Origin of the sequence: Kitasatospora sp. NPDC101155 (assembly GCF_044768305.1) — a bacterium.
Classification (GTDB): domain Bacteria; phylum Actinomycetota; class Actinomycetes; order Streptomycetales; family Streptomycetaceae; genus Kitasatospora.
The window spans coordinates 274,492-297,733 of record NZ_JBIWPN010000010.1 but is presented as its reverse complement, the minus strand read 5'-3'; the positions used below and the strand labels follow the sequence as shown (position 1 = coordinate 297,733).

The following is a 23,242-nucleotide window of genomic DNA, read 5'->3' as shown; positions in this document are numbered from 1 at the left end:
AACGTCCGGGCCGGTGTCGAGGGCACCATCTCCCAAGCCGTGCGCCGCACCGGCATCCGTCGCACCCGCTACACCGGGCTGGCCAAGACCCACCTCGGCAACGTGCTCGCCGCCACCGCGATCAACCTCATCCGCCTCGACGCCTGGCTCACCGACACACCACTCGGCAAGACACGAATCTCGCACCTCGCCGCACTCGACCTCGCAGCCTGATCACCCAGCCCGGTTTGCGAATTTCCCAACGGAGTCCTAAAGCCGCGGGATTCCTACCACGGTCGCCTGACCGTCTCGGTGGGTTCCTGCTTCTTCGCGCTGTGCCGGGACAGGTCCCGGTCTGACCTGCGCTCGACAGGCTGTCACCGCCAGTCCGGCGGCCTGGGCTACGTTGACGGCGGCGTTGATGTCCCGGTCCAACCACACCCGGCAGGCCTGGCACTGCCAGAGGCGGATGTTGAGGGGCTTGGGGCCGTCCTTGACGCCGCAGTTCGAGCAGACCTGCGATGTCGGTTCGAACCGGCCGATGCGGGTGAAGATGCGCCCGTATCGGGCGGCCTTGTATTCCAGCATCGTGAGGAATGCCGACCATCCGGCGTCGTGCACGGACTTGGCCATCCTCGTCCGGGTGAGTCCCTTGACCGCCAGGTCCTCAACAGCAACCGCTTGGTTCTCGCGGATGATCTTCGTTGAGAGCTGGTGGTGGAACTCGCGCCGGGCGTCGGCCACCCGCGCGTGAGCACGGGCGACCTTGACGCGGGCCTTGTCCCTGTTCTTCGATCCCTTCTCCTTGCGAGAGAGGGACCGCTGCGCCTTCTTGAGGCGCTTCTCGGCCCGGCGCAGGAAACGCGGGCTGTCGATCTTCCGGCCGTCCGACAGGACCGCGAAGTGGGTCAGACCGAGGTCGATCCCGATCCGACCGTCCGTCTCGGGCATGCGCCCGAGGTCGGCGTTCGGATCGGTCTCGATGACGAACGAGGCGAAGTACCGGCCCGCGCTGTCCTTGACCACGGTCACCGTGGAGGGAGTGGACGGCAGCGTGCGGGACCACTTCACCCGCACATCGCCGATCTTCCCAACGACAGGTCCCCGCCTGGCGTGATCTTCTTCAGAATCGCTTCACCACCGGGCCGAAGCCCGGCGCACTGCGATTAATTCCGGTAGCGGGACGTCACGAGCCGCTGCCGAAGGTGCCGCCGAGCGGGTCGGCTCGGAAGCAGGCGGCGCAGCGGAGGCGGGTGTAGATCGCCACCGAGCCCATGCAGACATCCTCGCGGCCGTCCAGCGGAGCGCGCGAGTCGGCCGGCTTTCCGCAGTCCAGGCAGGGGCGATGGGGGCGGGCGGCGACGGAGCAGGCACGGCAGACCAGGTGGGTCGGGTGCTCGGCGTGCACGACGACGGGCTGCGGACCGCCGTGCAACAGGTGGTCGCACCAAGTGCACGACTCGTCCTCCTGCGACGCCAGCATCCGGGCCCGGGTCTCCCGCTGCCACTTGGCCGCGTTCTGCAGCGGCACCGTCACCGGCGGGCCCCACCCGACGCTGCCGAGCCACCGGGCGCCCTCGGCGCCGGCCGCCCGCAGCTGGTCGTCGACGGCGATCTCCCTGGGGGTCTTGCGCTTCATCGGGCCTCTCCTTCGGATCCGGCGTCCCGACGGGTTAACGCGGCCGGGGAGGTCGTGGTCACGCGAACTACCGCACCACTACGGCCGCATGCCGTGCACGAGGGCGGGGAGCATCGCCTGCCAGGCGAGGAACGCGAGGGCGTGGGAGATGCGGCGGAGGTCGTCGGGGGCGACGACCTCCGGGAGGCTGTCCTCGTCCACCCAGTGCAGCGAGCTGCGGCGGGCGACTTCCGCAGCCTGGTCGGGGTCGAGTTGGCCGCCCCAGTGGACGAACTGGAAGGGTCGGGCCCCGACGAAGTCCACGATCAGCAGGCAGTGGAGGGCGCGGACGAGGCCGGTCGAGGCTTCGAGGTGCCGACGGGCGGCGAGGTGCGGCGGTTCGCGGCGCCCGGCGGCGCCACCGGGGAGGGTGAGGACGGATCGGCGGGTGCCGGCTTCGATCAGCAGGACCTGTTTGGCCTCGTTCAGGACGAGCGCCTGGTGGTGACTCCGGGGGCGCGGGCGCAGGGAATTGAACATCGATCGCTCCGTTCGGTCACGCCGCCGCGTCGCGCGAGCGCGGGCGGAGGTTCTCGGGCCGGGTGGTCCACTCGCAGCCGCCGCGCTCGGGGCGGAGGTAAGCGAGGGTGCCGAGGATGTCCATGTAGACGCCCTCGACGGGGCGACCGTCGGCGCCCCTACGGGCGAAGTCGAGGACGAGCTCGCCGAGTTGGGGCTGGTAGGAGGAGTTGGGCATGGGAGCTCCACAGATGGCTCTTCGCGCTCGATCCATCACGCGACGTAGCCATGGTGGCCCCGGTGCACCTACGATGACCAGAGCATCAACCTTGACCATTCCGTCTTGTGAAAGGTCTCAGCTGCCATGAGCGAACAGGAAGTTGATCCGACCGCATCCCCTGCCGTTCGATTTGGCCAGGAACTTCGCAGGTTGCGACGGTCTAGGGGCTGGTCCCAGGTCGGCTTGTCGAAGCGCATGGGGTACTCCAACACCATGGTCTCGTACGTCGAACGAGCGATGCGTCCTCCAACAAGGAACTTCGCTGTTAAAGCCGATGAGGTGTTCGAAACAGGGGGAACGTTCTACGAGCTCTGGCGGCGGTATGCGAAGGCCAGCCTGCTGGAGGGGTTCGCCGAGTTCGCCGACGCCGAGGCCCGATGCCGTCGACTGCGCACGCTGGCGTTGACCATCGTCACAGGACTGCTCCAAGTCCCGGAGTACGCCGAAGCGCTGGCCTACTCGGCCTTCCAGCGCGGCGCGATCACGCGAACCGAAGCAGATGAGCGAGTGGACTTCATCGCCAACCGTCAGCGACTCCTCCAACAGAAGAAGCCACCGCTTCTCCATGTGGTCATCGATGAGAGCTGCCTGGTCCGCCGCGTCGGCGGAAAGGCTGTGATGCTCAAGCAGCTCGACCACATCGTGGAACTCGCCGCACAGCCGAACGTCACCATCCAGGTGGCACCGTTCGACCTGGGCGAGAACCTTCCGTTCAAGCTGCCGGTGACGCTGCTGGACCTGCCGGACGGCTCCGTCGTCGGGTACGCCGAATCGTACGCGCGCGGACATTTGGAGCGAACCCGCGAGACAGTCACCGCCTGGGAGAGACAGTACGATCAGCTGGTGGTGGAGGCCTTGCCCAGGGCAGCATCCCTAGCGCTGATTCGCAAAGCCCGAGAGGAACTGGCCGTATGAACCCTGAGCTGTCCGACGCGCGCTGGGTGAAGTCGTCGTATTCCGACAACGGCGGCGAGTGCGTCGAGATCGCTCCCGGCTTCCCGGGCGTCGTCCCCGTGCGTGACTCCAAGGACCCTCAGGGCCCGGCACTCGTTTTCCCCGTCCCCGCCTGGGAATCCTTCCTAGCCGCCATCCGCGACAGCGAGTTCGGCGTCAGCTGAACCGCAGGCGTATCGCGCCACTCGTGTCGTGGCCGAGGCGGGCGGCCCAGGCGAGTGCTTCGCTCATCGTGGCCTCGGGGTCCATGAGGCCGGCGGCGGCGAGGGTGGACGGGACGTTGTCCGCAGCCAGCAGTTCGGTCCACTGGTGGCGGTTCAGGGCGAGGTAGCGCAGCCCTGGGAGGTCGGCCAGCACGGTCAGGTCGCCGACCGTCGCGTCGGCGACGTCGAGGCCGTGCAGGTTCGGCAGTGTTCGCAGTACCGCCAGGTCGACCGACGCAACCGTCGCCAACTCCAGCGACCTGAGCGTCGGGTGGCCTTCCAGCGGTGAGAGGTCACCGCCCTCCAGGGGGACCCGCAGGGACTCCACGGGCAGCCCGCGCAGCGGCGACAGGTCCGCCACCGCCGAGCGACCCACGTACAGGCGCCGCAGCTGGGTCGCGGCAGTCAGCGGCGACAGGTCCACCACCCCGGCCAGGTCGTGGAGGTACAGCGCTTGGAGGGTGGGCGAGACCGGGTCCGGGATCTCGCCGATGAACTGCCGCTGGCCGGCCCACTCCTCCGTGTCGTCCAGCTCGATCCAGCCTTCTTCGACGTCGTACTCGTACGAGGTGGACTCCAGCTGCTCCAGGTACCGGCCGATCAGGGCCGTCACCGACTCCGCGACGTACTGCGGACCATCGCGGTAGTCGGCGCCGATCCGGATGACCTGGCCGGGGCGGCCGTCGCGGGCCGGGGCGAGGTCGACGGCCAGGTAGTTGCCGTCCTCGCCGGTGGCGAAGGGCAGCCAGGCCGGGTGTCCGCCGCAGCGGCGCACCGTGTTCGGCGGGTCGGCATCGAAGACGACCCAATCCCAGCCGAGTTCCCAGCCGTACCAGAAGGGCGTGCGCAGGCGTTCGCGGACGGCGACCATGCTCTCCAGCGACAGCCAGCCGTACGTCCCGATCAGGTGGCAGGGGTCGTGGCCGACGGCGTCGCCGTCGGCGATCCGGTAGAGCGCCCGCAGGTCGGCGGGCAGGCGATGGCCGATGCGGCGTTCGGCCTCCTCGATCGCGGACTCGGGGGCGGGCGGCGGCAGTTGGTCCGGGCGGCTGCGGATCTCGGCGCGGCGTTCCAGGTACGTACGGAAGCGCGCCCCGGCCAGAGCGGGGTCACCGACCGGTGCCGCCGCGCCCGCCTCCTGGTCGGCGCCGGGCTGGGGCAGCCGGTAGTCACCGTCCAGGACGGCATGGAAGCCGCCCCGGACGCCGTTCAGTCGGCTGACCGAGTCCTCGAACGCGAGCAGCTCATGTTCCCCGGAACGGCGGCAGCGCAGCTCCAGGGCAGTACCGTCCCAGCCGCGCAACTGCCGCACGGCGTCGCCCAGCCGGCGCAGGTCCTCGAACGAGGCGTCCGGGGGCGGGCAATGGCCGGTCGCACCGGGGACGGTGATGCGGCCGGCGAGCGAGGCGCTCCTCCGGTCGACCTGGCTGGAGAGCACGGCTTCCGTCCAGCCCTCGGGCGCCTTGGCCACGATGCCTTCGGCGATCCGTCGTGCCGCCTGCTCGATCACTGCCCTGCCCCCTTGCATCCGATGCTGCCGGGACAGCATGACAGCGGCTCAGTCGAGGAGGGGTGGTGAACCGTTGGCGGCTGAGTGTTGTTGAGTGAGCTTTGGTGTTCATGAGTGACTTTGTCGGCTTCTGCTGACGTGTTGTCGAGAAGGTTTCGCTTCGCCTGTTCCGGGCCGTTGATGGTACTGGGTGTGCCAGCATGTGCGTGGTCGAAGGGTTTTGCGAGGGCGGGGGTCGGGGTTGGCGGTGTTGCGGCAGATCGCCCGGCCGTTCGTCGCCGAGGCCGCATCGGGTGTGTGCATACGGGACCGGCTCAAGGGCCTGACCGCCGAGGACGACGCGGTGCTGCGCCTGGTCGGCGGACACCTGGGTTCGCTCGCCTCGCGGGATCTGGCCCGGCGCGTCGCCGACGGCCTGGAGCACTCCACCCACACGTGGGCGGTTCGTAAGCGGGGCCTCACTCCGCAGTCGTCGTCGCGCTGGGCCGGGTCCGTCACGAAGGCCACGCATGACCAGTGGGGCCTGTCGCGCCGCGCGCAGGGGCAGCACCTGCACGGGCTTGCCGCGGGGATCGCCGTGATCCGCCGCCGCCTCGCGCTGCCGATCGGAGCCAAGGGCACCAAACGGCAGCCCGGAGGGTACCGGTCGCGCGGGGAGTGGCACGCCAAGTCGCGGCGTCTGGCGCACCTGGAACGCGAGTACGGGCGGGTGAAGGCCGACCACGAGGCCGGTCGGGTGTCGGTGGTGCGCGGCGGCCGGAAGCTGCTCAACCAGCGGCACAACCTCCAGGCTGCCGGGAAGAGCGTCGGGCAGTGGCGCGCCCAGTGGCAGGCGGCCCGCTGGTTCCTCGCCGCGGACGGCGAGTCCGGTAAGCGCTACGGGAACGAGACGATCCGGGTCACCCCGGGCGGTGAGGTCAGCCTCAAGCTGCCGACACCGCTGACGCATCTCGCCAACGCACCTTATGGCCGGTACGTCCTGGCCGCGACGGTGTCGTTTCCGCACCGGGGCGAGGAGTGGCGCGACCGGATCGAAGCGAACCGGGCCGTTGCCTACCGCATCCACCTCGACCCGGCCAAGGGCCGCTGGTACCTCGACGCCTCCTGGACCCGCAAAGACCTGCCGGTCATCGCGCTGGATGTCCTGCGCGCCGGGGGCGTGATCGGCGTGGACATGAACGCCGACCACCTCGCCGCCTGGCGGCTGGACGAGCACGGCAACCCGATGGGTACGCCGCGCCGCTTCGACTACCGGCTCACCGGCCCCGCCACCCACCGCGACGCCCAACTCCGCCACGCCCTCACCCGCCTCCTGCACTGGGCCAAGGCCACCGGCGTGCAGGCCATCGCGATCGAAGACCTCGACTTCACCGACTCCAGGACCCGGGAGAAGCACGGCCGCAGGAAGCGGTTCCGGCAGCTCATCTCGGGCATCCCCACCGGCAGACTCCGCGCACGCCTGCTGTCCATGTGCGCGGAGGCCGGTATCGGCGTGATCGCCGTCGATCCCGCCTACACCAGCAGGTGGGGGGCCGAGCACTGGCAGAAGCCCCTCTCCACTGATCGTCGCCCCGTCACCCGCCACCAGGCGGCAGGCGTGGCGATCGGACGACGCGCCCTCGGTCACCGGATCAGGCGACGGACGGCACCGCCCCGCGACGACCGGAGTGATCGTCGCGGGCATCGGACCGCCCAGGCCCGACCCGGCGACCGGGGACGTGAGGGAACCCGCCCCCGCGTACCCGGACCACGGACACGATCCGTCGGAGCTGGACGCGGCGCGAACGCGGGCAACCAGGACATCCAAAACCGTTCGGGATGTCCGCAGTGCACAGGTTTGGGTCCAAGACTCACTCCTGCTCACTGATTAGGAACGGTTCGGTGTCGCCGTGGGCGACGAGGAGCTTGCGCAGCAGGGTGTCGAGCTGGGCGCGCTCGTCGGCGTCGAGGGCGGTGAGGATGCGTTCCTCGTTCCGGAGGTGGCCGGGCAGGGTGGCGTCGATGAGCTCCTTGCCGGCCGGGGTGAGGCGGACCAGGACGGCGCGGCGGTCGCCCGGGCAGGGCTTGCGTTCGACCAGGCCCTTGGCGGAGAGCTTGTCGACGCGGTTGGTGATGGCGCCGGAGGTGACCATGGCGGACTTCAGCAGGGCGCGGGCGTTGAGCTCGTAGGGCTCGCCGGAGCGGCGGAGGGTGGCCAGGACGTCGAACTCGGAGGAGTCCAGGCCGCAGCTGGCGAAGTACTCGCGCAGGGCGTTGTCGACCCGGACGTTCAGCCTCCGGAGTCGGCCGATCAGGGCCATGGCCTCCAGGTCCAGCCCGGGGTGAACCCTCCTCCACTGCTCGGCGATGTCGTCGACGGTGTCGCGCTGCTGCATGGTGCTCCGCCTCTCTACGGTCGGTCGCTGTCGTCGCATATATCTTAACATTCACATACTTGACGTTCGCCGATCTCCGGGCGTAGAAATATCTCAACGTTCAGATAGTCAACGTTGAGGGGGACGCCATGGACCGCAAGCGCGCCACGATCGCCGCCACCGCCGCACTCGCCCCGGCCGCCTGGGGCACCACCTACCTGGTCACCACCCAGCTGCTCCCCGAGGGCCGCCCACTGCTGCTCGCCGCCCTACGGGCGCTGCCGGCCGGGCTGCTCCTGCTGCTGATCGGCCGCAAACTGCCCAAGGGGCGCTGGTGGGGGCGCGCGGCGGTGCTCGGGATGCTCAACATCGGGCTGTTCTTCCCGCTGATGTTCGTCGGCGCGTACCGGCTGCCCGGCGGGGTCGCGGCCACCATCGGGGCGATCCAGCCACTGCTGGTCGCCGGGTTCTCGATCGGCGTGCTCCGGGTACGGCCCGGGCGCCGGGCGCTGCTCGCCGGCCTGGCCGGGGTCGGCGGGGTGGCGCTGCTGGTGCTCAAGAGCGGGGCGAAGCTGGACGGCCTCGGGATCGCCGCGATGGTCGCGGGTATCGCACTGATGGCCATGGGTACCGTCCTCACCCGGCGCTGGGGCCGCCCGGAGGGCGCCACCATGGTCGACCTCACCGCCTGGCAGCTCCTCGCCGGCTCGGCCTTCCTGGTCCCGCTCGCGGCACTGGTCGAGGGCGCGCCGCCGGCCCTGAGCGCCTCCAACCTGGCGGGCTTCGCCTACCTGGGGCTGTTCAGCACCGCGCTCGGGTACGTGCTGTGGTTCCGCGGCATCGAGCGCCTGGGCGCCGGGCCGGCCTCCTTCCTGGGGCTGATCAACCCGGTGGTGGCGACGGTCGGCGGCCTGGTCGTCCTCGGCCAGACCCTGACGGGCTGGCAGCTGCTCGGACTGCTGCTGGCGCTCGGCGCGATGCTCGTCGGCCAGTCCCCGACCCGCCGGGCCGCCACGGCGGGCCCGGCGCCCGAGTCGGCGCCCGCGGCCCAGGCGGCAACACCCCGGCCGGCAGCCGCCCGCTGACGGCTCCCCCGCCCCCTCGCCCCATCAGGCCCGCCGGTCGCGCGACCGGCGGGCCTGAGGCGTGGGGCGCGGAGCGGCTCAGCCGGTGGCGCGGATGTAGATGTCGGCGGAGCCCGGCGGGCCGCCGGGGATGGTGGCGACGTAGATCCGGCGGGCGCCGGCCGGGTGGACGGGGACGGCGGAAGGGGTCCAACCGGGGGTCGGGGTAGCCGTCCAGGTGGGCGTGGACGGCGGGGCCGGGGTCGGAGACGGACCGCCCTCCCCGGCCCCGGCCTTGGCGTCCGGCTCGGCCGGGGGTTCAGAGGGCTCAGAGGGTGCGGAGGGTGTGGAGGGCTCGGAGGGTTCGTCGGACGCGTCGTCCGCGTCGGCGTCGGCGTCGGCACTCGCGCCGGCGGAGCCGCCGTCCGGTGGCTGCACCGCGATGGCGACCGGGGCTGAGGTGGTCTCGGACGGGGACGGGGACGCAACCGCCGACGGAGCCGCGGAAGGGGACGCCGAAGGCTCCTCCTCCGGCAGCTCCGGCGCCTCCGCCGGCTCGTCCCCGCCCAGCGCCGCCGCCAGGTCCGGCGGCAGCGGAGCGGCCGGCCCGGGCGCCGGGAGGTCGTACGCCCGCAGGAAGTCGCCCAGCCCCGGGTCCTTGCCGCCCCCGAGCCGGTAGTGCAGGTACGCGACCGGCGCGCCGTCCGACGTCCGGGTGTAGACCGTGCTGACCGGCACGTAGTACCGCCCCACGCCCGGGTGCTGGGAGGGGTGGAGGCCGGCCAGGCGCTCGGCACGGTCGCGGTCGGTCTCCCGGCCGACCTGCCCGACGGTGAGCGCGTTGACGCCGCGCACCACGAGGGCGGCGGCGACGGACACGCCGAGCACCAGTCCGACGGCGACGGTCCGCCGCAGGACCGGGCGGCCGTGCAGGGCGGGCCAGGAGTCGGTCACCATCCGCTCGGGTGGGATGCCGTCCACGCTTTCTCGCTCCCCCTCGATCAGGACGTCCGATCGGAACACCCGATCAGGACGTCACACTCTGCTCGACGTGGGACCGTAGCCCAGAGTTCCTCAGCCCAGGTAGGCGGGGGCGACCGCGGCCTTGGTGACCAGCCGGGCGCTGCCGGAGCCGTCCGCCGGGACGGTCCACAAATCGGCGCCGTAGTCCCCGGGCAGTGCGTAGAGCAGGGTGCCGTTGTCGGACCAGAGCGCCTGGTCGTCGATGTTGCGCTGCTCGGCGGTGGCGGTCTCGGTCATCGTGCCCAGGTCGAGGACGTAGAGCCGCCACGGGGAGTCGGCGGGCAGGCCGGGGACGCGCTTCTTGTACGCGATGCGGGTGCCGTCCGGGGAGAGCGAGGGGCACTCGACGTTGTCGTGCAGGGTGGTGAGGGTGCGGGCGGCGAGGTCGCCGCGGGCGAGGTGGGTCTGCCCGCCGGTCGCCACGGTGGCGTAGAAGGTGTTGTCGTCCGCGAAGGTGACGCCCCAGATGTTGATGTCGTGCGCCTGGTAGGGGTGGCCGTCCTTGATGACGGTGAAGTCCTCCAGGTTCTCCCGCAGGTTCCAGTCCCGCACGTCCACGATCGAGCTGCGGGTGGAGAAGTTGGTGCCCGCATAGGAGTCGCCGCTGACGAAGACCGTCCAGGCGACGAGGTGCCCGGACGGCGAGACCCTGGAGCGGGTGGGGATCCCGGCGGCGGGGAAGGAGCGCAGCTCGTGCAGGTGGTCGTCCAGGACGACGGCGCGGTAGGTGTCCTCCAGCGCGCCGTGCTGGGCCTGCAGGCAGATGCCGGTGCCGGCGGCGGCGTGGAAGCGCAGGCACTGGACGCCGGAGGCGGTGCGCGGGCCGTCCGGCCGGTCGGCGGGGACGGTGGTGATCTCGTCCCGGTGCGGGCCCCAGGCCATGCTGCGGAACAGCAACTGACGTCCGCTTCCGGGCACTTGCAGGGACACCTTCCCCGGGTTGACGACCGGCCCGCCGGCCTGGGCGCGGTCGCGCTCGGCGGTGCGGTCGGCCGCGTAGAGCACGGCTCCGGTGCCGACCGCGCCGAGCACCAGGACGGCGACCAGCAGCACGATCACTCTGGTGCGGTTCTGCAGGTTCACTCGCTCTCCTCGTTCACGCGGTCTCCTCGGCGGCAACGGGTTCGGACGTACGCAGCACCACCGCGGCGCCGCCCACGCACAGCGCCAGCGCCCCGGCCGACCAGGCCAGGGCGGTCGCGCCGCCCACCAGGCTCCACAGCGCGCCGAACAGCAGCGAGCAGGCGAACCGGGCGAGCGCCTGCCCGGTGCCGACCAGGGCGAGTCCGGCGCCGCGCTGTTCGGCGGGCACCGTGTCGGCCGCGGCGGCGGCGAGCACCCCGTCGGTGGCGGCGTAGAAGGAGCCGTGCAGCACCAGCACGCAGATCACCGCGGGCAGCCCGCGCAGCGGCGACAGCAGTACCCCGTACGCGAGCAGCAGCACCCCGTGCCCGAGCAGGAAGAGCCGGCGGCGGCCGATCCGGTCGGCGAGCGAGCCGAACGGGACGGCCAGCAGCAGGAAGGCGGCGGCGGTGCCGAGCGGCAGCAGCGGGAACAGATTGACGGACAGGCCGAGTCGGCGCTGGATCAGTAGGTAGAGGAAGGAGTCGCTGACGGTGGTGAGCCCGAGCAGTACGGCGCACAGGGTGAGCCGGCGCAGCCCGGGCCGGCGCAGCAGGGTGAGGCTGTCCCGCAGCGAGGGGGCCGACATTGACGGTGCGTCACCTTGCTGCCGGTTCGGCACGAACAGCAGCAGGATCAGCACGCCCAGCGCGGCGACGCAGGAGCTGACCGTGAACACCGCGTCGTAGCCGTGCCGTTCGCCGCCGTCGGCGAGCAGCGGGCCGCCCGCGAGGCGCAGCACCAGGAAGGCGGTGAGCGGGCCGAGCAGGGCGCCGGCCGTGTCCATCGCCCGGTGCACGCCGAACGCCCGTCCGCGGTGGGCGGGTTCGGTGGCGAGCGAGATCATCGCGTCCCGGGGCGCGGTGCGCAGGCCTTTGCCGGTGCGGTCCACGGCGATGACGGCGCCGATCAGCGGCACGGTGTGGACGAACAGCAGCAGTGGCCGGCACAGCGCGGACAGCCCGTAGCCGACGGCCGCGACGGCCTTGTGGCGGGCGGCCCCGTCGCGGCCGCGGCGGTCGGCGAGGTGGCCGCCGACGAGGCGGACGAGGGCGCTGAAGCCGTTCTGGATGCCGTCGAGCAGCCCGAAGCCGAGCGGGGAGAGGCCGAGTCCGGTGAGCAGGTAGAGCGGCAGGACGGCGCTGACCATCTCGGAGGAGATGTCGGTGACCATGCTGACGGCGCCGAGGGCGAGGACCGCCCCCGGCACGGCGCGCAGGGCGGCGCCCCGCCGCACCGGGCCGGTGGCCGGTGCGACGGGGGCCTTGGAGCTGCGGGAGTCCGCGACGTACACGGGCGTCAGTTCCAGATGCCCGCGATGTCCGCGGCACCGGCGGAGTTGCCGGCGTGGGCGTTGACCCCGGCCAGGTCCTCCAGGGTGTGCAGCACGTCGTAGTGGTTGTAGGTGGTGGCGGTGGAGCTGCCCGGGGCGACGTGGGCGCCGTAGACCAGGGTCGGGATGCGGTTGCCGGCCAGTCGGTTGTCCTCGTCGAATGTCACCACCAGCAGGCTGTTGTTGCTCTTGGCCCACTGGGCGTACGCGTCGAGGTTGGTCTGCAGCCAGGAGTCGCCGGTGCCCACCGAACAGTCGTGCATGTCGTCGCACAGGTCCGGGATGACGAAGGAGACCTTGGGCAGGGTGGTGAAGTCGGTCGGGAACGCGTCCATGCCGTAGGCGGTGGAGGTGGGCACGTTGCCGAAGCCGAACCACGGGTTGTGCTTCTGGGCGTAGTTGCCGCTGCTGCAGTCGGTGGCGCCGGGGGCGGGCAGGCCCTCGTTGTAGCTGGCCCAGGTCTGGTTGGCGGCGAGCAGCTCGGAGGCCAGGTTCGGCTCCTGCAGCGCGCCGACGTCCACGCAGCTGTCGTCGACGATGCCCTGGGCACTGCCGGAGAACAGCATGTAGTAGTTGGGCTGGCTGGGGTGGGTGAGCGCGTACGACTGGGTCAGCTTCGCGCCGCCGGCCGCCAGGGTGCCGTTGATGTACGGCGCGTTCGAGCTGCCGATGACCTGCGAGTACGCGTGGTTCTCCAGCATGACGACGACCACGTGGTCGGGCGAGGGCAGGCCGGCGGCGGTGTCGGCGGCCGCGCTGCCGCCCGCGGCCCACAGGCCGAGCGAGCCGGCGACCAGGCCGAGGCCGGTGGCGAGGGCGGTGAGCGGACGGAGCTTGCGACGGCGGGCGGGGCGCGGGCCGGCGGTGGGGGCGCCGGGGGTGCGGAGTCGTGCGAAGGCCATGGGGTCCTCCGTGTGTCGGGGCTTCCGGGGCGGGAGCGCCGAGAACAGTAGGATCGCGGCATGTCGTGTACCGCACAAGAGAAGTGAAGAACAGACGAACAGCTGCGACGCGGTCCCCGTACGAAGCAACGGAGTCCGCGTCGGATCTCACACACGACGCGATTGACCCGTTTCAGCCGCACGTGGTGGGATCGCGGGGGCCCGGGACCTCGGGGTCGGGACGAAGGGGCACGGCAGATGATCGGACTGATCTCACTCGACGCACCGGTCCGCCCGCTCGCCGAGGAACTGCACGCCGCCTGGCCGGAGAGCAGCGAGCTCCGCCACGCCTCGCGCGGCAACTGCTTCCAGCCGCCGGACGCGCTGGCCTTCGCCGTGGGCCGGTACCCGCAGGTGGTCGTGTTCGGGCCGGTCCCCTATGTCGTCTCACTGCTGAACAGCGGCTTCGTCAAGCTTCCCCGCGAGGTGGACCTGCTCTGCGTGGACTCGCAGCGGCGTTGGGTGGTCCCGCTGGCCGGCGGGGAGCGGGGCGAGGAGCTGGCCCGGGAGGTACAGGCGGTCCTCGGTGTCGAGCCCGTGCTCACCCGCTACCCGCCGCGCCCTGAGGGCCCGCTCGACGTCCTGACATCGCACGCCGTGCGGTACTACCGGCCCGGCTCCGCCGTCACCGAGCGGGCGGCGGCGGAAGGCCGCCCGGTGCGGCTGGTCACCGACGTGCCGTACCCGCTGCCCGCGCTGCCCCCGAACATCCGGCCGGAGGCACCCGAGGACGCCCCGGTGTTGCGGATCACCGACCAGGAGGACCCGGGCGACAGTGACCTCCTGGTGGTCCCGCGCACCCTGGTCGTCGGCATCGGCGCGGGCAGTGGCACCGAACCGGTCGAGGCGATGCGGCTGCTGACGGCCGTACTGGCGGAGACCGGCCACCTCCGCTCGGCGATCGCCCGGTTGGCCACCGTGGCCGGCAAAGCGGACCATCCGGCGGTGCGCTGGGCCGCGCGCTGCCTGAACGTGCCGGTGGACGAGCACCCGGCCGATGAGCTGGCCCGGCTCACGGTGCCGAACCCCTCCGAGGTCGTCGGTACGGCGGTCGGCACCGCGAGTGTGGCCGAGGCCGCGGCGCTGGCGAGCTCGAACGGTGGTCAACTCGTGGTCGCCAAGCGGAAGTCGGCGACGGCGACGGTCGCGATCGCCCGGGCCGCGGTGCACGGACGGCTGGCGCTGGTCGGCCTCGGGCCGGGGGCGCACGACCTGCTGGTGCCGCGCGCCCTGACGGAGCTGCGGCGTGCCTCGGCGGTGGTGGGCAGGCCGGAGGCGGTCGAGGCGGTGGCCGGGCTGCTCCGGCCGGGGACCCGGCAGGTCGCGGTGCCGGAGCCCGGGACGGTACGCAACGCCCGCGGAGTGGTACTGGACTGGGCCGGACTCGCGACGGACGGCACCGGACAGGTGGTCGACCACACCGGGGCGGCCGTCGCGCTGGCCGCCCACGGGCACGCCGTCGCGCTGGTCGCGCTCGGTGACGGCGCCGGGCTCGCCGTGCCGCCCGGCCCGTACGACGTCCGCCGGGTGCCCGGCCTTCCCGTTGACCAGCAAGGAGCCTCCACGTGACCGCCCACGAACCCGACCTGCGCCACCACGGCGACGCCGAGGTGCGCGCCGACGGGCGCGACCTGGTCGACCTCGCGGTCAACGTCCGCACCGGCACGCCCCCGGCCTGGCTGCGCGAGCACCTGGCCGCCACCCTCGGCGACCTCGCCGCCTACCCCGACCAGAGCGCCGCCCGCGCCGCGGTGGCCGCCCGGCACGGGCGCCCGGTCGGGGAGGTGCTGCTCACCTCGGGCGCGGCGGAGGCCTTCGTGCTGCTCGCCCGCGTGCTGACGGCACGCCACATCGCCGTGGTGCACCCGCAGTTCACCGAGCCCGAGGCGGCGCTGCGGGACGCCGGGCACCGGGTGCACCGGGTACTGCTCACCGCCGAGGACGGCTTCCGGCTCACCGCCGTCCCCGAGGAGGCGGACCTGGTCGTCCTCGGCAACCCGACCAACCCGACCTCCGTGCTGCACCCCGCCGAGGCCGTCGCCGCGCTCGCCCGCCCCGGGCGCACCCTGGTGGTGGACGAGGCCTTCATGGACACCGTCCCGGGCGAGCGGGAGTCCCTGGCCCCGGTCCGGGACCTGCCCGGCCAGGTCGTCGTCCTGCGCAGCCTCACCAAGACCTGGGGCCTGGCCGGGCTGCGGATCGGTTACGTGCTCGGACCGGCGCCGCTGATCGCCGCCCTCGGTGCCGCCCAGCCGCTCTGGCCGGTCTCCACCCCGGCCCTGGCCGCCGCCGAGATCTGCAGCGGCCCGGCGGCACTCGCCGAGGCGGAGCGCGCGGCCGCCGAACTGGCCCTCTGGCGCGCGCACCTGGTGAAGGGCCTGGCCGCCTTCCCGGCGCTGCGGATCCACGGCGAACCGGCCGCCTCCTTCGTCCTGGTCCGGCTGCCGGGCGCGGCGGCCGTGCGCGAGCGGCTGCGCGGGCACGGCTTCGCCGTCCGACGCGGGGACACCTTCCCCGGGCTCGGCCAGGACTGGCTGCGGATCGCCGTCCGGGACGAGGAGACCACCGACCGCTTCCTCAACGCCCTGACCACGGTGCTCAGTTCACCCTGATCACCCTGACGGCGTCGCCGGTCTCGATCCGGCCGGGCACCAGCACCTGGGCGTACACCCCGGCGCAGGGCAGCTCCGGCATGCCCTCCAGCGGGACCAGCCGGTTCCGCTCGGCCGGAATCCGCAGCGCCTCGGTGCGGCGGGGCAGCGGGCCGTGCCGCAGGGTCGGGACGGCGCAGCGCGGGGTGGGCACCACGACCCGCAGCCGCAGCGTCGGGCCGATCGTCAACTCCCGCCCCACCCAGGCATTCTCGACGAATCCCTCGCCCTCGGTGCGGATCACCAGGTTCGGCCGGTAGCGTTCGGCCTCGGCGCCGACGGCCGCCAGCGTCGAGCTGGTGATCAGGTGCAGCGGGGCGAAGTCGAAGAAGCCACCCTCCGGCGCGGCCCGCCCCAACTCGTTGACGGTGAACGACACTTCCGCCTCGATGCCGCGCGCGAGCACCTCCTCCGGCACGGCCCGCTCGACCGTCGCGCCGGGCGGGCGCTCGGTGATCAGGGCGAGCTTGCGGCCGAACGCCTCGGACAGCTCCGTCTCGTCGGCGCCACGCCCGTCCGGGCCGGTGATCGCCACCCCGCCGTCCGCCGTGGCCGCCGCCGAGTACCGGAGCAGGCCCGCCCACAGCCGCGGGTGCTTGGCGCTCGCCACCCGCCCGGTCGCCAGGTCGAGCAGCGCCCGCTCCCGGTCCCCGGCCAGGCCCCGCCGGTCCACCTCTGCCGCCGAAAGCTCCTCCCCCAGCAGCGACTTCACCGGGTAGCGGCGCAGCCGCTCGACGCTGCCGATCAGCACGCGTCCTCCGCCCACTCCCGCAGCGCCGCGAAGTGCAGCTCCCGCAGGCCGGCCCGGGGGTCGACCCACAGCGGCAGCGCCGGGGCCGGGTGGTTCGCCGCGATCCACTCGATGTCCTGCGGGCCGAGCTCGTCGTCCAGCCAGACGAACGGCCGCCCGGCCGCCCAGGCCACCAGCTCCCTGGTCTTCCAGTGCAGTCCGTCCGGATCCTCCCGGAACACCTCCGTCCAGGGTATGTACGGGAGTTCGGGCAGCCCGATGCGCGGCCCGATGAAGGTGTTCGCCTCGTCCATCCAGGTCGTCGCCCACACCAGCTCGTACGGCAGCGTCAGCAACTCCGCCCCGTGCGCCGGGTTCAGCCACACCCGAAGCGGCTTCACCTGTCCCCTCGGCTGCGGCGCATGGCGCGCCACCCACGACTCGGGCAGCAGCCGGTGGGTGCCGTAGCCCTCGGGGCGGCGCGTCTTCGGCGCGGCGTAAGGATTGAGCGGTCCGTCCACGTCGAGCAGGAGCAGGGGCTGCTGGGTCATGCCGTGAATTGTCCGGCGACGACCGCCGATTGACCAGCGATTTGCCCTACCGCGCCCTGGCTACGCGGACGGCCGCCGCGGCCGGTGGACGGACAGGTCCGGGACGTTCACCACGATCGCCTCCTGCGTCGAGCGGGCGATCACGACCACGGCCTCCTCGACCGGGTCCGGGTTCTCCTCGCGGTGGGGGATGTTCGGCGGGACGAAGACGTAGTCGCCCGGGGAGGTGCGGATGCGCTCCTCTTCGCCGTTCTCACCGAGGAAGACGAACTCGGGGTGACCGCTCACCACGTAGATCGCCGACTCCGAGTCGCCGTGATGGTGATTGCCCGAGGACACCCCGGGCCCGACGTGCGTCTGGCCCATCCACAACCGCTCGGCACCGACGCTCTGCCCGCTGATCGCCGCCAGCCGGCGCATCCCCGAACTCTGGGTGGTGCCGGCGTCCAGCGCCCCGGCCGGCACGTGGTGCACCCGGGCGGCCGGGGGAAGGTCGGGGTGGAAGGCGTCGGTCACTGTCGGCTCCACGGCTCGCGGGCGGCCACCGGCAACGGAACGCCCTCTCCCGATCAGTATCCTCGGGGCCGGTCCCCCGCGACACCCCGACCGCGATCACGAGCCGAACCAACTCGTGTCGGCAGCACGGGGATACGGCCGACTTCGTCACCGGACCGGGGAGATCGCCGCAACGCCGCGCCGGCCGCGCCGCCCACCTCGCCGAGGTCGAGAGCGAGACCGAGGGCTGACGGAACACCCGCAGACCCTCCCCCGAAACGGGGGAGGGTCTGCGGGTGTGGGGGCCTCAGCGGCGGATCAGACCTGGCCGGCCTTCTCCAGAGCCTCGCAGCAGGTGTTGATCAGGAGGCGGGTGACGACGTAGGGGTCGATGTTGGCGTTCGGGCGACGGTCCTCGATGTAGCCCTTCTTCTCCACCTCGACCTGCCACGGGATGCGGACCGAGGCACCGCGGTCGGAGACGCCGTAGCTGTAGACGTTCCACGGGGCGGTCTCGTGCTTGCCGGTCAGGCGGGACTGGATGTCGTCACCGTACTGGTTGACGTGCTCCAGCACCTTCTCCTGGGAGGCGCCGAGGGACTCGCAGGCGGTGATGATGGCGTCGTAGCCCTCGCGCATCGCCTTGGTGGAGAAGTTGGTGTGCGCACCCGCGCCGTTCCAGTCGCCACGGGCCGGCTTGGCGTCCAGGGTGGCGTCGATGCCGAACTCCTCGGCGGTGCGGTACAGCAGGTAGCGGGCGATCCACAGGTCGTCCGAGACGGTCAGCGCGTCGACCGGGCCGATCTGGAACTCCCACTGGCCGGGCATGACCTCGGCGTTGATGCCGCAGATGGCCAGGCCGGCGTCGATGCAGCGGTCGAGGTGCAGCTCGACGATCTCGCGGCCGAAGACCTCCTCGGCGCCGACGCCGCAGTAGTAGCCGCCCTGCGGGGCCGGGAAGCCACCCTCCGGGAAGCCGAGCGGGCGGGAGCCCTTGAAGAAGGTGTACTCCTGCTCGATGCCGAAGATCGACTCCTGCGCGGTGTACTTCTCCTCGACCTCACGCAGCAGGGCGCGGGTGTTGGACTCGTGCGGGGTGCCGTTCGTCTCCAGGACCTCGCAGAGGACGAGGATGTTGTCACCGCCGCGGATCGGGTCCTTGACGACCTTCACCGGCTCCAGCACGCGGTCCGAGGCGTGGCCCTCGGCCTGGTTGGTCGAGGAACCGTCGAAGCCCCAGGTCGGGATCTTGTCGGCGTTGGGCAGGACGCGAGTCTTGGAACGGAGCTTCGCGGTCGGCTTGGTGCCGTCGATCCAGATGTACTCGGCCTTGATAGCCACGACGTGTCCCTCGCAATGCTGGGTGGTGGGTGCCCGCGTAGCGTCGCAAGCCGCCGTTTCCCGGTTGTTCCTCTCATGTAACGCGCATGTGAACCAACCGTCCGCGTCGGCACGGTCACGGTGCGGGAGTGCCGGGTGCGGCACTCCCGCCCTCAAGGGTGCCGGTGGGCCCGGCGTAGGCCTCGGTGCCCACCGGCCCGGTGCCGGCCTCAGTGCCGACGCGCGTGCGAGGCCCGGCGGCGCCGGGTGGCCCAGAGCGCGGCCGCCCCGCCCGCGACCAGGGCGGCGGCCCCTGCGGCCAGCGGGCCGGTGGCGCTGCTGCCGCCGGTGGCGGCGAGCTTCTGCGGCTTCTCCACCGCCGCCTGCGGCACGGCGGCCCGCGAGGTGGTGGCGTCGGCCACCGGCTGGGCGGCGGGCGCGCTGGTGGGCGCGACACTCGGGGTGTCCGTGACAGAGGGGGTGGCCGACGGCGCGGTGGGCTTCTCGCAGCTCACCGAGGCCACGGTGATCTTCCCGGTGACCTTGGCGACGTTCAGGTTCAGCGGGTTCACCTCCACCTGCACCTCCAGCGCCGAGGCGGCGGCGGTGTTCGTGGTGGTGGTCTTCTTGGAGAGCTCCACCGACACGCTGCCGACCATCGGCACGTCGACCCTGGTCGGGCCGTACAGCCCGACGGTGACGGGCTTGCCCAGCACGCTCAGCTTGGCGGGCGCGACCACGTTCGCGGTCGGCTGCCCGTCGACCGGACAGGTCACCTCGGCGCTCATCGCCTCCAGGCCGAGCAGCGCGGTGGCGGGCAGGCCGGGGGCGTGCACGTCGGCGTTGACCAGCTTGACGGAGGCGGCGGTGCCCTTGGCGTCGGCGCGGGTGACGGACTTGCCGATGTCGGCCTTGACCAGCTCGACCGGGCCGGTCTGGTCGACCCCGTCCACCTTGGCGGTGAGCACCGATCCGTCCCTCTGCTCCGGTGTCTCCACCTTGTTGAGCGCGATGTTCACGGGGACGTCCACCGCCTTGTTCAACAGGCTGACGTCCAGGTCGAGTTCGGCGGTGACGGCGCGCGCCTTCCCTGGGGAGGGCGTGGCGGCCGGGGCCGGAGCGGCCTGGACGGGCCCGGCGGTGAGCAGTGTGCTCACCACCACGGCGGCGGATGCGGAAGCGATTCGGCGAGAAGACATGGCGGTACCCCCACACAGCTGAAACGATGAGCCGCCAGTCTTCTCGAACCATCCGTCACATGAGCTACACGGAGCGTCATTTCACCCGTAGGAGTGAGTTTGACGTTCCGCACCGACCACGGTCTGCTACGGCGGCAACTCCCCTACGGCAGCCGCCAGTCCACCGGCTGCGCCCCCTGCCGCACCAGCAGCTCGTTCGCCCGGCTGAACGGCCGGGAGCCGAAGAAGCCGCCGTTCGCCGAGTACGGGCTCGGGTGCGCCGACTCGATCGCCGGGATCTCCCCCAGCAGCGGCCGCAGGTTACGGGCATCGCGCCCCCACAGGATCGCCACCAGCGGGCCGCCGCGCGCCGCCAGCGCCCGGATCGCCTGCTCGGTGACCTCCTCCCAGCCCTTGCCCCGGTGCGCGGCCGGCTTGCGCGGCGCGGTGGTCAGCGCCCGGTTGAGCAGCAGCACGCCCTGGTCGGTCCACGGGGTGAGGTCCCCGTTGGACGGCTGCGGCAGGCCGAGGTCGTTGCCGTACTCCTGGAAGATGTTGATCAGGCTCGCCGGGATCGGCCGCACCTCCGGCCCCACCGAGAAGCTGAGCCCGACGGCGTGACCAGAAGGTGGATCGGATACAACGTCAGATCCTCTCCACGGTCCGCCCGGCGGCGTCAGCCGCCTGCGCACTCGGCGCATGCCCGCACCATCATCGGCGGCGGCGCCGAACAGGTCGCGACAGCCCCGGGGAAGGCCGCCCGACTGAGGAGGAAACAGCGCAGGGGCATCGACAATGCCATCGACTACCTGCGCTACGACACTGCGCTGGAACTCCGACACATGGACAACTCCCATGCACTCTTCACTCATTGGAGCGAAGAAGTACGACCAGAGTCGCCGTCCGTTCACTGATGATCCATCAAGACTACTGTAAAAGAAGGCAGTTCGTGCATTAAACTGAGCTAACGCACTGCTCGGTGCTGTGAGGGGAAGTGGCCGTGGACGGGTTGTGGGCGCTCTACGGCATGGTGATCCTCGGAGGGATCGCCGTTCCGTTGGGCTTGGCGCACGCCGAGCGGCACATCAGCGCCGAACGGGTCCGCGCGACGCTCGACGGGACGGACTTGACCCCGGCACTGCTGGGCATGCTCGCCGGCGGGCCGGGCCGCGTGGTGGACGCCGTGATCGCCGACCTCGTCGAGCGGGGCGATTTGCGTGCCGAGGACGCGCGCCTGCGGCGCCCGTCGAGGAGGAGGCGGAGCAGATCGCGTCCGGACTGCCGCTGCGCCTGGTGGACGGAGCGGTACTGGGTGCCGTCCTGGCCGTAGGGGCTGAGGGCGTGGAGTCGGTACGCCGGCGCGTGGCCAGGTCCCGGCTGATCTTCCAGTTGCTCTTCGACGAACTGGCGCTCGCACGGCTGGCGGTCACCCTGTTTCGGAAAGGGCAGATCGTCGGACTGTGCGCCGCCGTCCTGTTCCTGCAGGTGCCAGTCGCATGCATGATCGCGGCCGAGAGCGGGGATTCGAACTCGGGCCAGTCCCAGCTGGCCCTCGGGGGCTGCCTTCTGGTCGCCCCGGTGGTGTGGGTCCTGATGTGTCGGCGTCGGGGGTACTCCGGGCGCAATCCGATCAGCGCGCTGGGGCACGCCTGCCTCGCACAGCTGCGAACCGATCTGCCGCCGGACGCCTCCCAAGCCCGCCGAGTCGCCCTGGGCGGCTTCGGGGCGATGACCCAGGCCCGGCTGCGCGAAGCGGTCGCGGGCCCGGCACCCGAGGAGAGTGCCTGGTGGTGGCCTGGGGCACTCCATGAACAGACCCAAGTCCACCGGCTCACGGCCGCCTCGGCGCACCCGGGCGACGTCGAGGACGAGGACGTGGAGGAGTGACCTGGAACACGGACACCGCTTCGGTGTCCGCCTACCCACCTCGCAACGGGGTGGAAAGCCGAGCAGGGGGTGGGGAGATGGTGCAGTCGTACGCGACCGACCGGATGCCGGGTGGTCTCAAAGGCGCGCTGGTGGTGGTCTGGCTCCAAGCGGCCGTCAACCTCGTTTTCGCCATGGTCCTGTTCCGCGAGAACCGGAACGACATCGCCAACGGCTACACGGACGACAGCGGCCTGCTCGTCACGGCCGCGTGGGTGACGCTGGGGACCGCGCTGCTCCTGGCGGCCTGCGCGCTGGGTGCGGCGGCCCGCCAGGACTGGGCGCGGCGCACCGTGATCGCGTTGGAGGTGCTGAACGTTCTGGGCGGCGTGCTCCTCGTGCTGGTCGGCGGGGCGGTGCCGGGCCTGGTCGGCATGGTGGTCTCGGCAGTGGTCATCGGGGGGTTCGGCTCGGCGAAAGCGGTCGCCTGGGTCCGGCGCCGCTGACCGACGGGCCGCTCGGCCGGGGCACTCCACTGCTCCGGTGGCCGCACCGAGGGGAGAGGGACATCATGGCGGGACGTGGCAGTGATACTGCAGGTCGTTGGCCCGGCTGAAGGGTCGGGAGCCGAAGAAGCCGCGGTCGGCCGACATCGGACTCGGGTGCGCCGACTCCACCGCCGGTACCGGGCCGAGCAGCGGCCGCGGGTTGCGGGCGTCGCGCCCCCACAGGATCGCCACCAGCGGGGTGCCGCGCGCCACCAGGGCGCGGATCGCCTGCTCGGTGACCTCCTCCCACCCCTTGCCACGGTGCACCGCCGGCTTGCCGGGCGAGGTGGTCAGGGCGCGGTAGAGCAGCAGCACGGCCAAGCACAGCATGGGCTACATGCCGTGGTCCTCGCCGGTGCAGGCGTCAAGGTAGCGGGTGGCGTCGAAGTGCTGGCCGTGCGCGGGGAAGTACCACTCGATCGCCCGGTACGCCGTGTGGCCGTTACAGGTCCCGAGGTCGAACGCGACGATGTCGGCCTGCGCCGGGATCCCGGTGGCCACGCTCTGCCCGGGGCCGACGTATTCGGCAGTGCCGGTGCCGGTGGCCGACGGGCCGCCCCAGGACGACCAGGCCAGGTGCTCCACCAGGCCGGTCGGGTCGCCGCCGTTGAAGACCGTGGCGGGCCGCGCCTGACCGTATCCCTTCTGGCCTGGTACCCACGACGCACCGAGCACGGGCACCTCGGCCGGCCGGGAGGAGCCCGGCGTGCCGGTGGGCGTGGCGCGGGTGGCGGCGGTGGCAGTGTGCGACGGCAGCGGGCGCGACGTGGCGCTCTCGGCGGGGACCGGCCGGGGGCTGCCGCCGTTGGAGGCCGCGGCGCCGGCCGTCGGGGAGCCGCCGGCAGCGTTGATCTGGTCCGGGCCGCAAGCGGTCAGAGCGAGAGCGACGAACGCGGTAGCCACAGCGGCTGCGGCAAGACGGTTGGCCTTCATGGCGATACCCCCCGGGAACGGTGAGCGATTTCGGCCGGCCGTCACGGCCGGTCAGTTGTCTCCACGCAAC

The 23,242-nt window shown here is 72.1% G+C and carries 24 protein-coding genes and 4 pseudogenes; 10 read left to right on the top strand and 18 right to left on the bottom strand.

Annotation, left to right across the window (positions count from 1 at the left end; translation table 11 throughout):
- A partial coding sequence (locus ACIRYZ_RS18365) for a transposase (RefSeq protein WP_402945229.1) occupies positions 1-213 on the top strand: 213 nt, incomplete at its 5' end.
- A 36-nt stretch (positions 214-249) separates the two neighbouring features.
- On the opposite strand, the pseudogene ACIRYZ_RS18360 reads toward ACIRYZ_RS18365, so the two are convergent.
- The 4 genes and pseudogenes from ACIRYZ_RS18360 to ACIRYZ_RS18345 all read right to left on the bottom strand — a co-directional run.
- A pseudogene (locus ACIRYZ_RS18360) lies at positions 250-1,097 on the bottom strand (RNA-guided endonuclease InsQ/TnpB family protein); the annotation flags it as partial.
- A gap of 68 nt (positions 1,098-1,165) precedes the next feature.
- Positions 1,166-1,618: a hypothetical protein gene (locus ACIRYZ_RS18355; RefSeq protein WP_402945226.1), complete on the bottom strand. Its 453-nt coding sequence runs from the start codon at positions 1,616-1,618 to the stop codon at positions 1,166-1,168.
- 78 nt (positions 1,619-1,696) lie between these two features.
- Positions 1,697-2,137, bottom strand: a complete 441-nt coding sequence (locus tag ACIRYZ_RS18350; RefSeq protein WP_402945224.1) for an NUDIX domain-containing protein — start codon at positions 2,135-2,137, stop codon at positions 1,697-1,699.
- A gap of 16 nt (positions 2,138-2,153) precedes the next feature.
- Positions 2,154-2,354, bottom strand: a complete 201-nt coding sequence (locus ACIRYZ_RS18345; protein ID WP_402945221.1) for a hypothetical protein — start codon at positions 2,352-2,354, stop codon at positions 2,154-2,156.
- A 126-nt stretch (positions 2,355-2,480) separates the two neighbouring features.
- Between ACIRYZ_RS18345 and ACIRYZ_RS18340 the strand changes: the two genes are divergently transcribed.
- Positions 2,481-3,311: a helix-turn-helix domain-containing protein gene (locus ACIRYZ_RS18340; RefSeq protein ID WP_402945218.1), complete on the top strand. Its 831-nt coding sequence runs from the start codon at positions 2,481-2,483 to the stop codon at positions 3,309-3,311.
- Entirely contained in the window at positions 3,308-3,514 is a 207-nt protein-coding gene (locus ACIRYZ_RS18335) for a DUF397 domain-containing protein (RefSeq protein WP_402945215.1), read from the top strand. Before ACIRYZ_RS18340 ends, ACIRYZ_RS18335 begins: the two co-directional genes overlap by 4 nt.
- Here ACIRYZ_RS18335 and ACIRYZ_RS18330 read toward each other — a convergent pair.
- Positions 3,507-5,063: an SMI1/KNR4 family protein gene (locus ACIRYZ_RS18330; protein ID WP_402945212.1), complete on the bottom strand. Its 1,557-nt coding sequence runs from the start codon at positions 5,061-5,063 to the stop codon at positions 3,507-3,509. The two genes, ACIRYZ_RS18335 and ACIRYZ_RS18330, sit on opposite strands and share 8 nt — an antisense overlap.
- Before the next feature lie 241 nt (positions 5,064-5,304).
- On the opposite strand from ACIRYZ_RS18330, the pseudogene ACIRYZ_RS18325 reads away from it, so the two are divergent.
- Positions 5,305-6,934, top strand: a pseudogene (locus ACIRYZ_RS18325) (IS200/IS605 family accessory protein TnpB-related protein).
- Here ACIRYZ_RS18325 and ACIRYZ_RS18320 read toward each other — a convergent pair.
- The gene (locus tag ACIRYZ_RS18320) at positions 6,914-7,438 is read right to left on the bottom strand and encodes a MarR family winged helix-turn-helix transcriptional regulator (protein WP_402945209.1); all 525 of its coding nucleotides are present in this window, start codon (positions 7,436-7,438) and stop codon (positions 6,914-6,916) included. The pseudogene ACIRYZ_RS18325 and the gene ACIRYZ_RS18320 overlap by 21 nt on opposite strands.
- A 128-nt stretch (positions 7,439-7,566) precedes the next feature.
- Here ACIRYZ_RS18320 and ACIRYZ_RS18315 point away from each other — a divergent pair, with 128 nt between their 5' ends.
- Positions 7,567-8,502 (top strand): EamA family transporter, encoded by a 936-nt coding sequence (locus tag ACIRYZ_RS18315; protein ID WP_402945206.1) that lies wholly within the window; start codon positions 7,567-7,569, stop codon positions 8,500-8,502.
- Positions 8,503-8,580: 78 nt separating this feature from the next.
- On the opposite strand, the gene ACIRYZ_RS18310 is transcribed toward ACIRYZ_RS18315, so the two are convergent.
- The 4 genes from ACIRYZ_RS18310 to ACIRYZ_RS18295 form a co-directional block, all read right to left on the bottom strand.
- Positions 8,581-9,462 (bottom strand): hypothetical protein, encoded by an 882-nt coding sequence (locus tag ACIRYZ_RS18310; protein ID WP_402945203.1) that lies wholly within the window; start codon positions 9,460-9,462, stop codon positions 8,581-8,583.
- 93 nt (positions 9,463-9,555) lie between these two features.
- Complete coding sequence (locus ACIRYZ_RS18305; RefSeq protein WP_402945261.1) at positions 9,556-10,581, bottom strand: TolB family protein; 1,026 nt, start codon at positions 10,579-10,581, stop codon at positions 9,556-9,558.
- Positions 10,582-10,600: 19 nt separating this feature from the next.
- On the bottom strand, positions 10,601-11,920 hold the full coding sequence (locus tag ACIRYZ_RS18300) for an MFS transporter (RefSeq protein WP_402945201.1): 1,320 nt from the start codon (positions 11,918-11,920) through the stop codon (positions 10,601-10,603).
- A gap of 5 nt (positions 11,921-11,925) precedes the next feature.
- Positions 11,926-12,861 carry an alkaline phosphatase family protein gene (locus ACIRYZ_RS18295; protein WP_402945198.1) on the bottom strand — a complete coding sequence of 312 codons (936 nt, stop codon included), beginning with the start codon at positions 12,859-12,861 and terminating at the stop codon, positions 11,926-11,928.
- Positions 12,862-13,098: 237 nt separating this feature from the next.
- Here ACIRYZ_RS18295 and ACIRYZ_RS18290 point away from each other — a divergent pair, with 237 nt between their 5' ends.
- Complete coding sequence (locus tag ACIRYZ_RS18290) at positions 13,099-14,469, top strand: cobalamin biosynthesis protein (RefSeq protein WP_402945195.1); 1,371 nt, start codon at positions 13,099-13,101, stop codon at positions 14,467-14,469.
- Positions 14,466-15,512, top strand: a complete 1,047-nt coding sequence (gene cobC, locus ACIRYZ_RS18285) for an Rv2231c family pyridoxal phosphate-dependent protein CobC (RefSeq protein ID WP_402945192.1) — start codon at positions 14,466-14,468, stop codon at positions 15,510-15,512. The genes ACIRYZ_RS18290 and cobC overlap by 4 nt, the downstream gene beginning before the upstream one ends.
- On the opposite strand, the gene ACIRYZ_RS18280 is transcribed toward cobC, so the two are convergent.
- The 6 genes and pseudogenes from ACIRYZ_RS18280 to ACIRYZ_RS18255 form a co-directional block, all read right to left on the bottom strand.
- The gene (locus tag ACIRYZ_RS18280; protein ID WP_402945189.1) at positions 15,499-16,302 is read right to left on the bottom strand and encodes an MOSC domain-containing protein; all 804 of its coding nucleotides are present in this window, start codon (positions 16,300-16,302) and stop codon (positions 15,499-15,501) included. The two genes, cobC and ACIRYZ_RS18280, sit on opposite strands and share 14 nt — an antisense overlap.
- Positions 16,296-16,832 (bottom strand): hypothetical protein, encoded by a 537-nt coding sequence (locus ACIRYZ_RS18275; protein WP_402945186.1) that lies wholly within the window; start codon positions 16,830-16,832, stop codon positions 16,296-16,298. Before ACIRYZ_RS18275 ends, ACIRYZ_RS18280 begins: the two co-directional genes overlap by 7 nt.
- Positions 16,833-16,892: 60 nt before the next feature.
- Complete coding sequence (locus ACIRYZ_RS18270; protein WP_402945183.1) at positions 16,893-17,348, bottom strand: cupin domain-containing protein; 456 nt, start codon at positions 17,346-17,348, stop codon at positions 16,893-16,895.
- A 297-nt stretch (positions 17,349-17,645) separates the two neighbouring features.
- The gene (gene glnII / locus ACIRYZ_RS18265) at positions 17,646-18,668 is read right to left on the bottom strand and encodes a glutamine synthetase GlnII (RefSeq protein ID WP_393034773.1); all 1,023 of its coding nucleotides are present in this window, start codon (positions 18,666-18,668) and stop codon (positions 17,646-17,648) included.
- A gap of 209 nt (positions 18,669-18,877) precedes the next feature.
- The gene (locus ACIRYZ_RS18260) at positions 18,878-19,846 is read right to left on the bottom strand and encodes an SCO1860 family LAETG-anchored protein (RefSeq protein WP_402945180.1); all 969 of its coding nucleotides are present in this window, start codon (positions 19,844-19,846) and stop codon (positions 18,878-18,880) included.
- A gap of 143 nt (positions 19,847-19,989) precedes the next feature.
- Positions 19,990-20,457, bottom strand: a pseudogene (locus ACIRYZ_RS18255) (uracil-DNA glycosylase); the annotation flags it as partial.
- Positions 20,458-20,825: 368 nt separating this feature from the next.
- Here ACIRYZ_RS18255 and ACIRYZ_RS18250 point away from each other — a divergent pair.
- The 3 genes from ACIRYZ_RS18250 to ACIRYZ_RS18240 all read left to right on the top strand — a co-directional run bounded on the left by ACIRYZ_RS18250 (position 20,826) and on the right by ACIRYZ_RS18240 (position 22,197).
- Positions 20,826-21,155: a hypothetical protein gene (locus ACIRYZ_RS18250; protein WP_402945178.1), complete on the top strand. Its 330-nt coding sequence runs from the start codon at positions 20,826-20,828 to the stop codon at positions 21,153-21,155.
- A gap of 11 nt (positions 21,156-21,166) precedes the next feature.
- Positions 21,167-21,712 (top strand): hypothetical protein, encoded by a 546-nt coding sequence (locus ACIRYZ_RS18245; protein WP_402945176.1) that lies wholly within the window; start codon positions 21,167-21,169, stop codon positions 21,710-21,712.
- A 77-nt stretch (positions 21,713-21,789) separates the two neighbouring features.
- Positions 21,790-22,197 (top strand): hypothetical protein, encoded by a 408-nt coding sequence (locus ACIRYZ_RS18240; RefSeq protein WP_402945173.1) that lies wholly within the window; start codon positions 21,790-21,792, stop codon positions 22,195-22,197.
- A 63-nt stretch (positions 22,198-22,260) separates the two neighbouring features.
- Here the strand turns inward: ACIRYZ_RS18240 and ACIRYZ_RS18235 are convergent.
- Positions 22,261-22,554: pseudogene (locus ACIRYZ_RS18235) on the bottom strand (uracil-DNA glycosylase); the annotation flags it as partial.
- A gap of 18 nt (positions 22,555-22,572) precedes the next feature.
- Positions 22,573-23,172, bottom strand: coding sequence for a hypothetical protein (locus ACIRYZ_RS18230; RefSeq protein ID WP_402945170.1), 600 nt, complete (start codon positions 23,170-23,172; stop codon positions 22,573-22,575).
- Between the last annotated feature and the right edge of the window lie 70 nt (positions 23,173-23,242).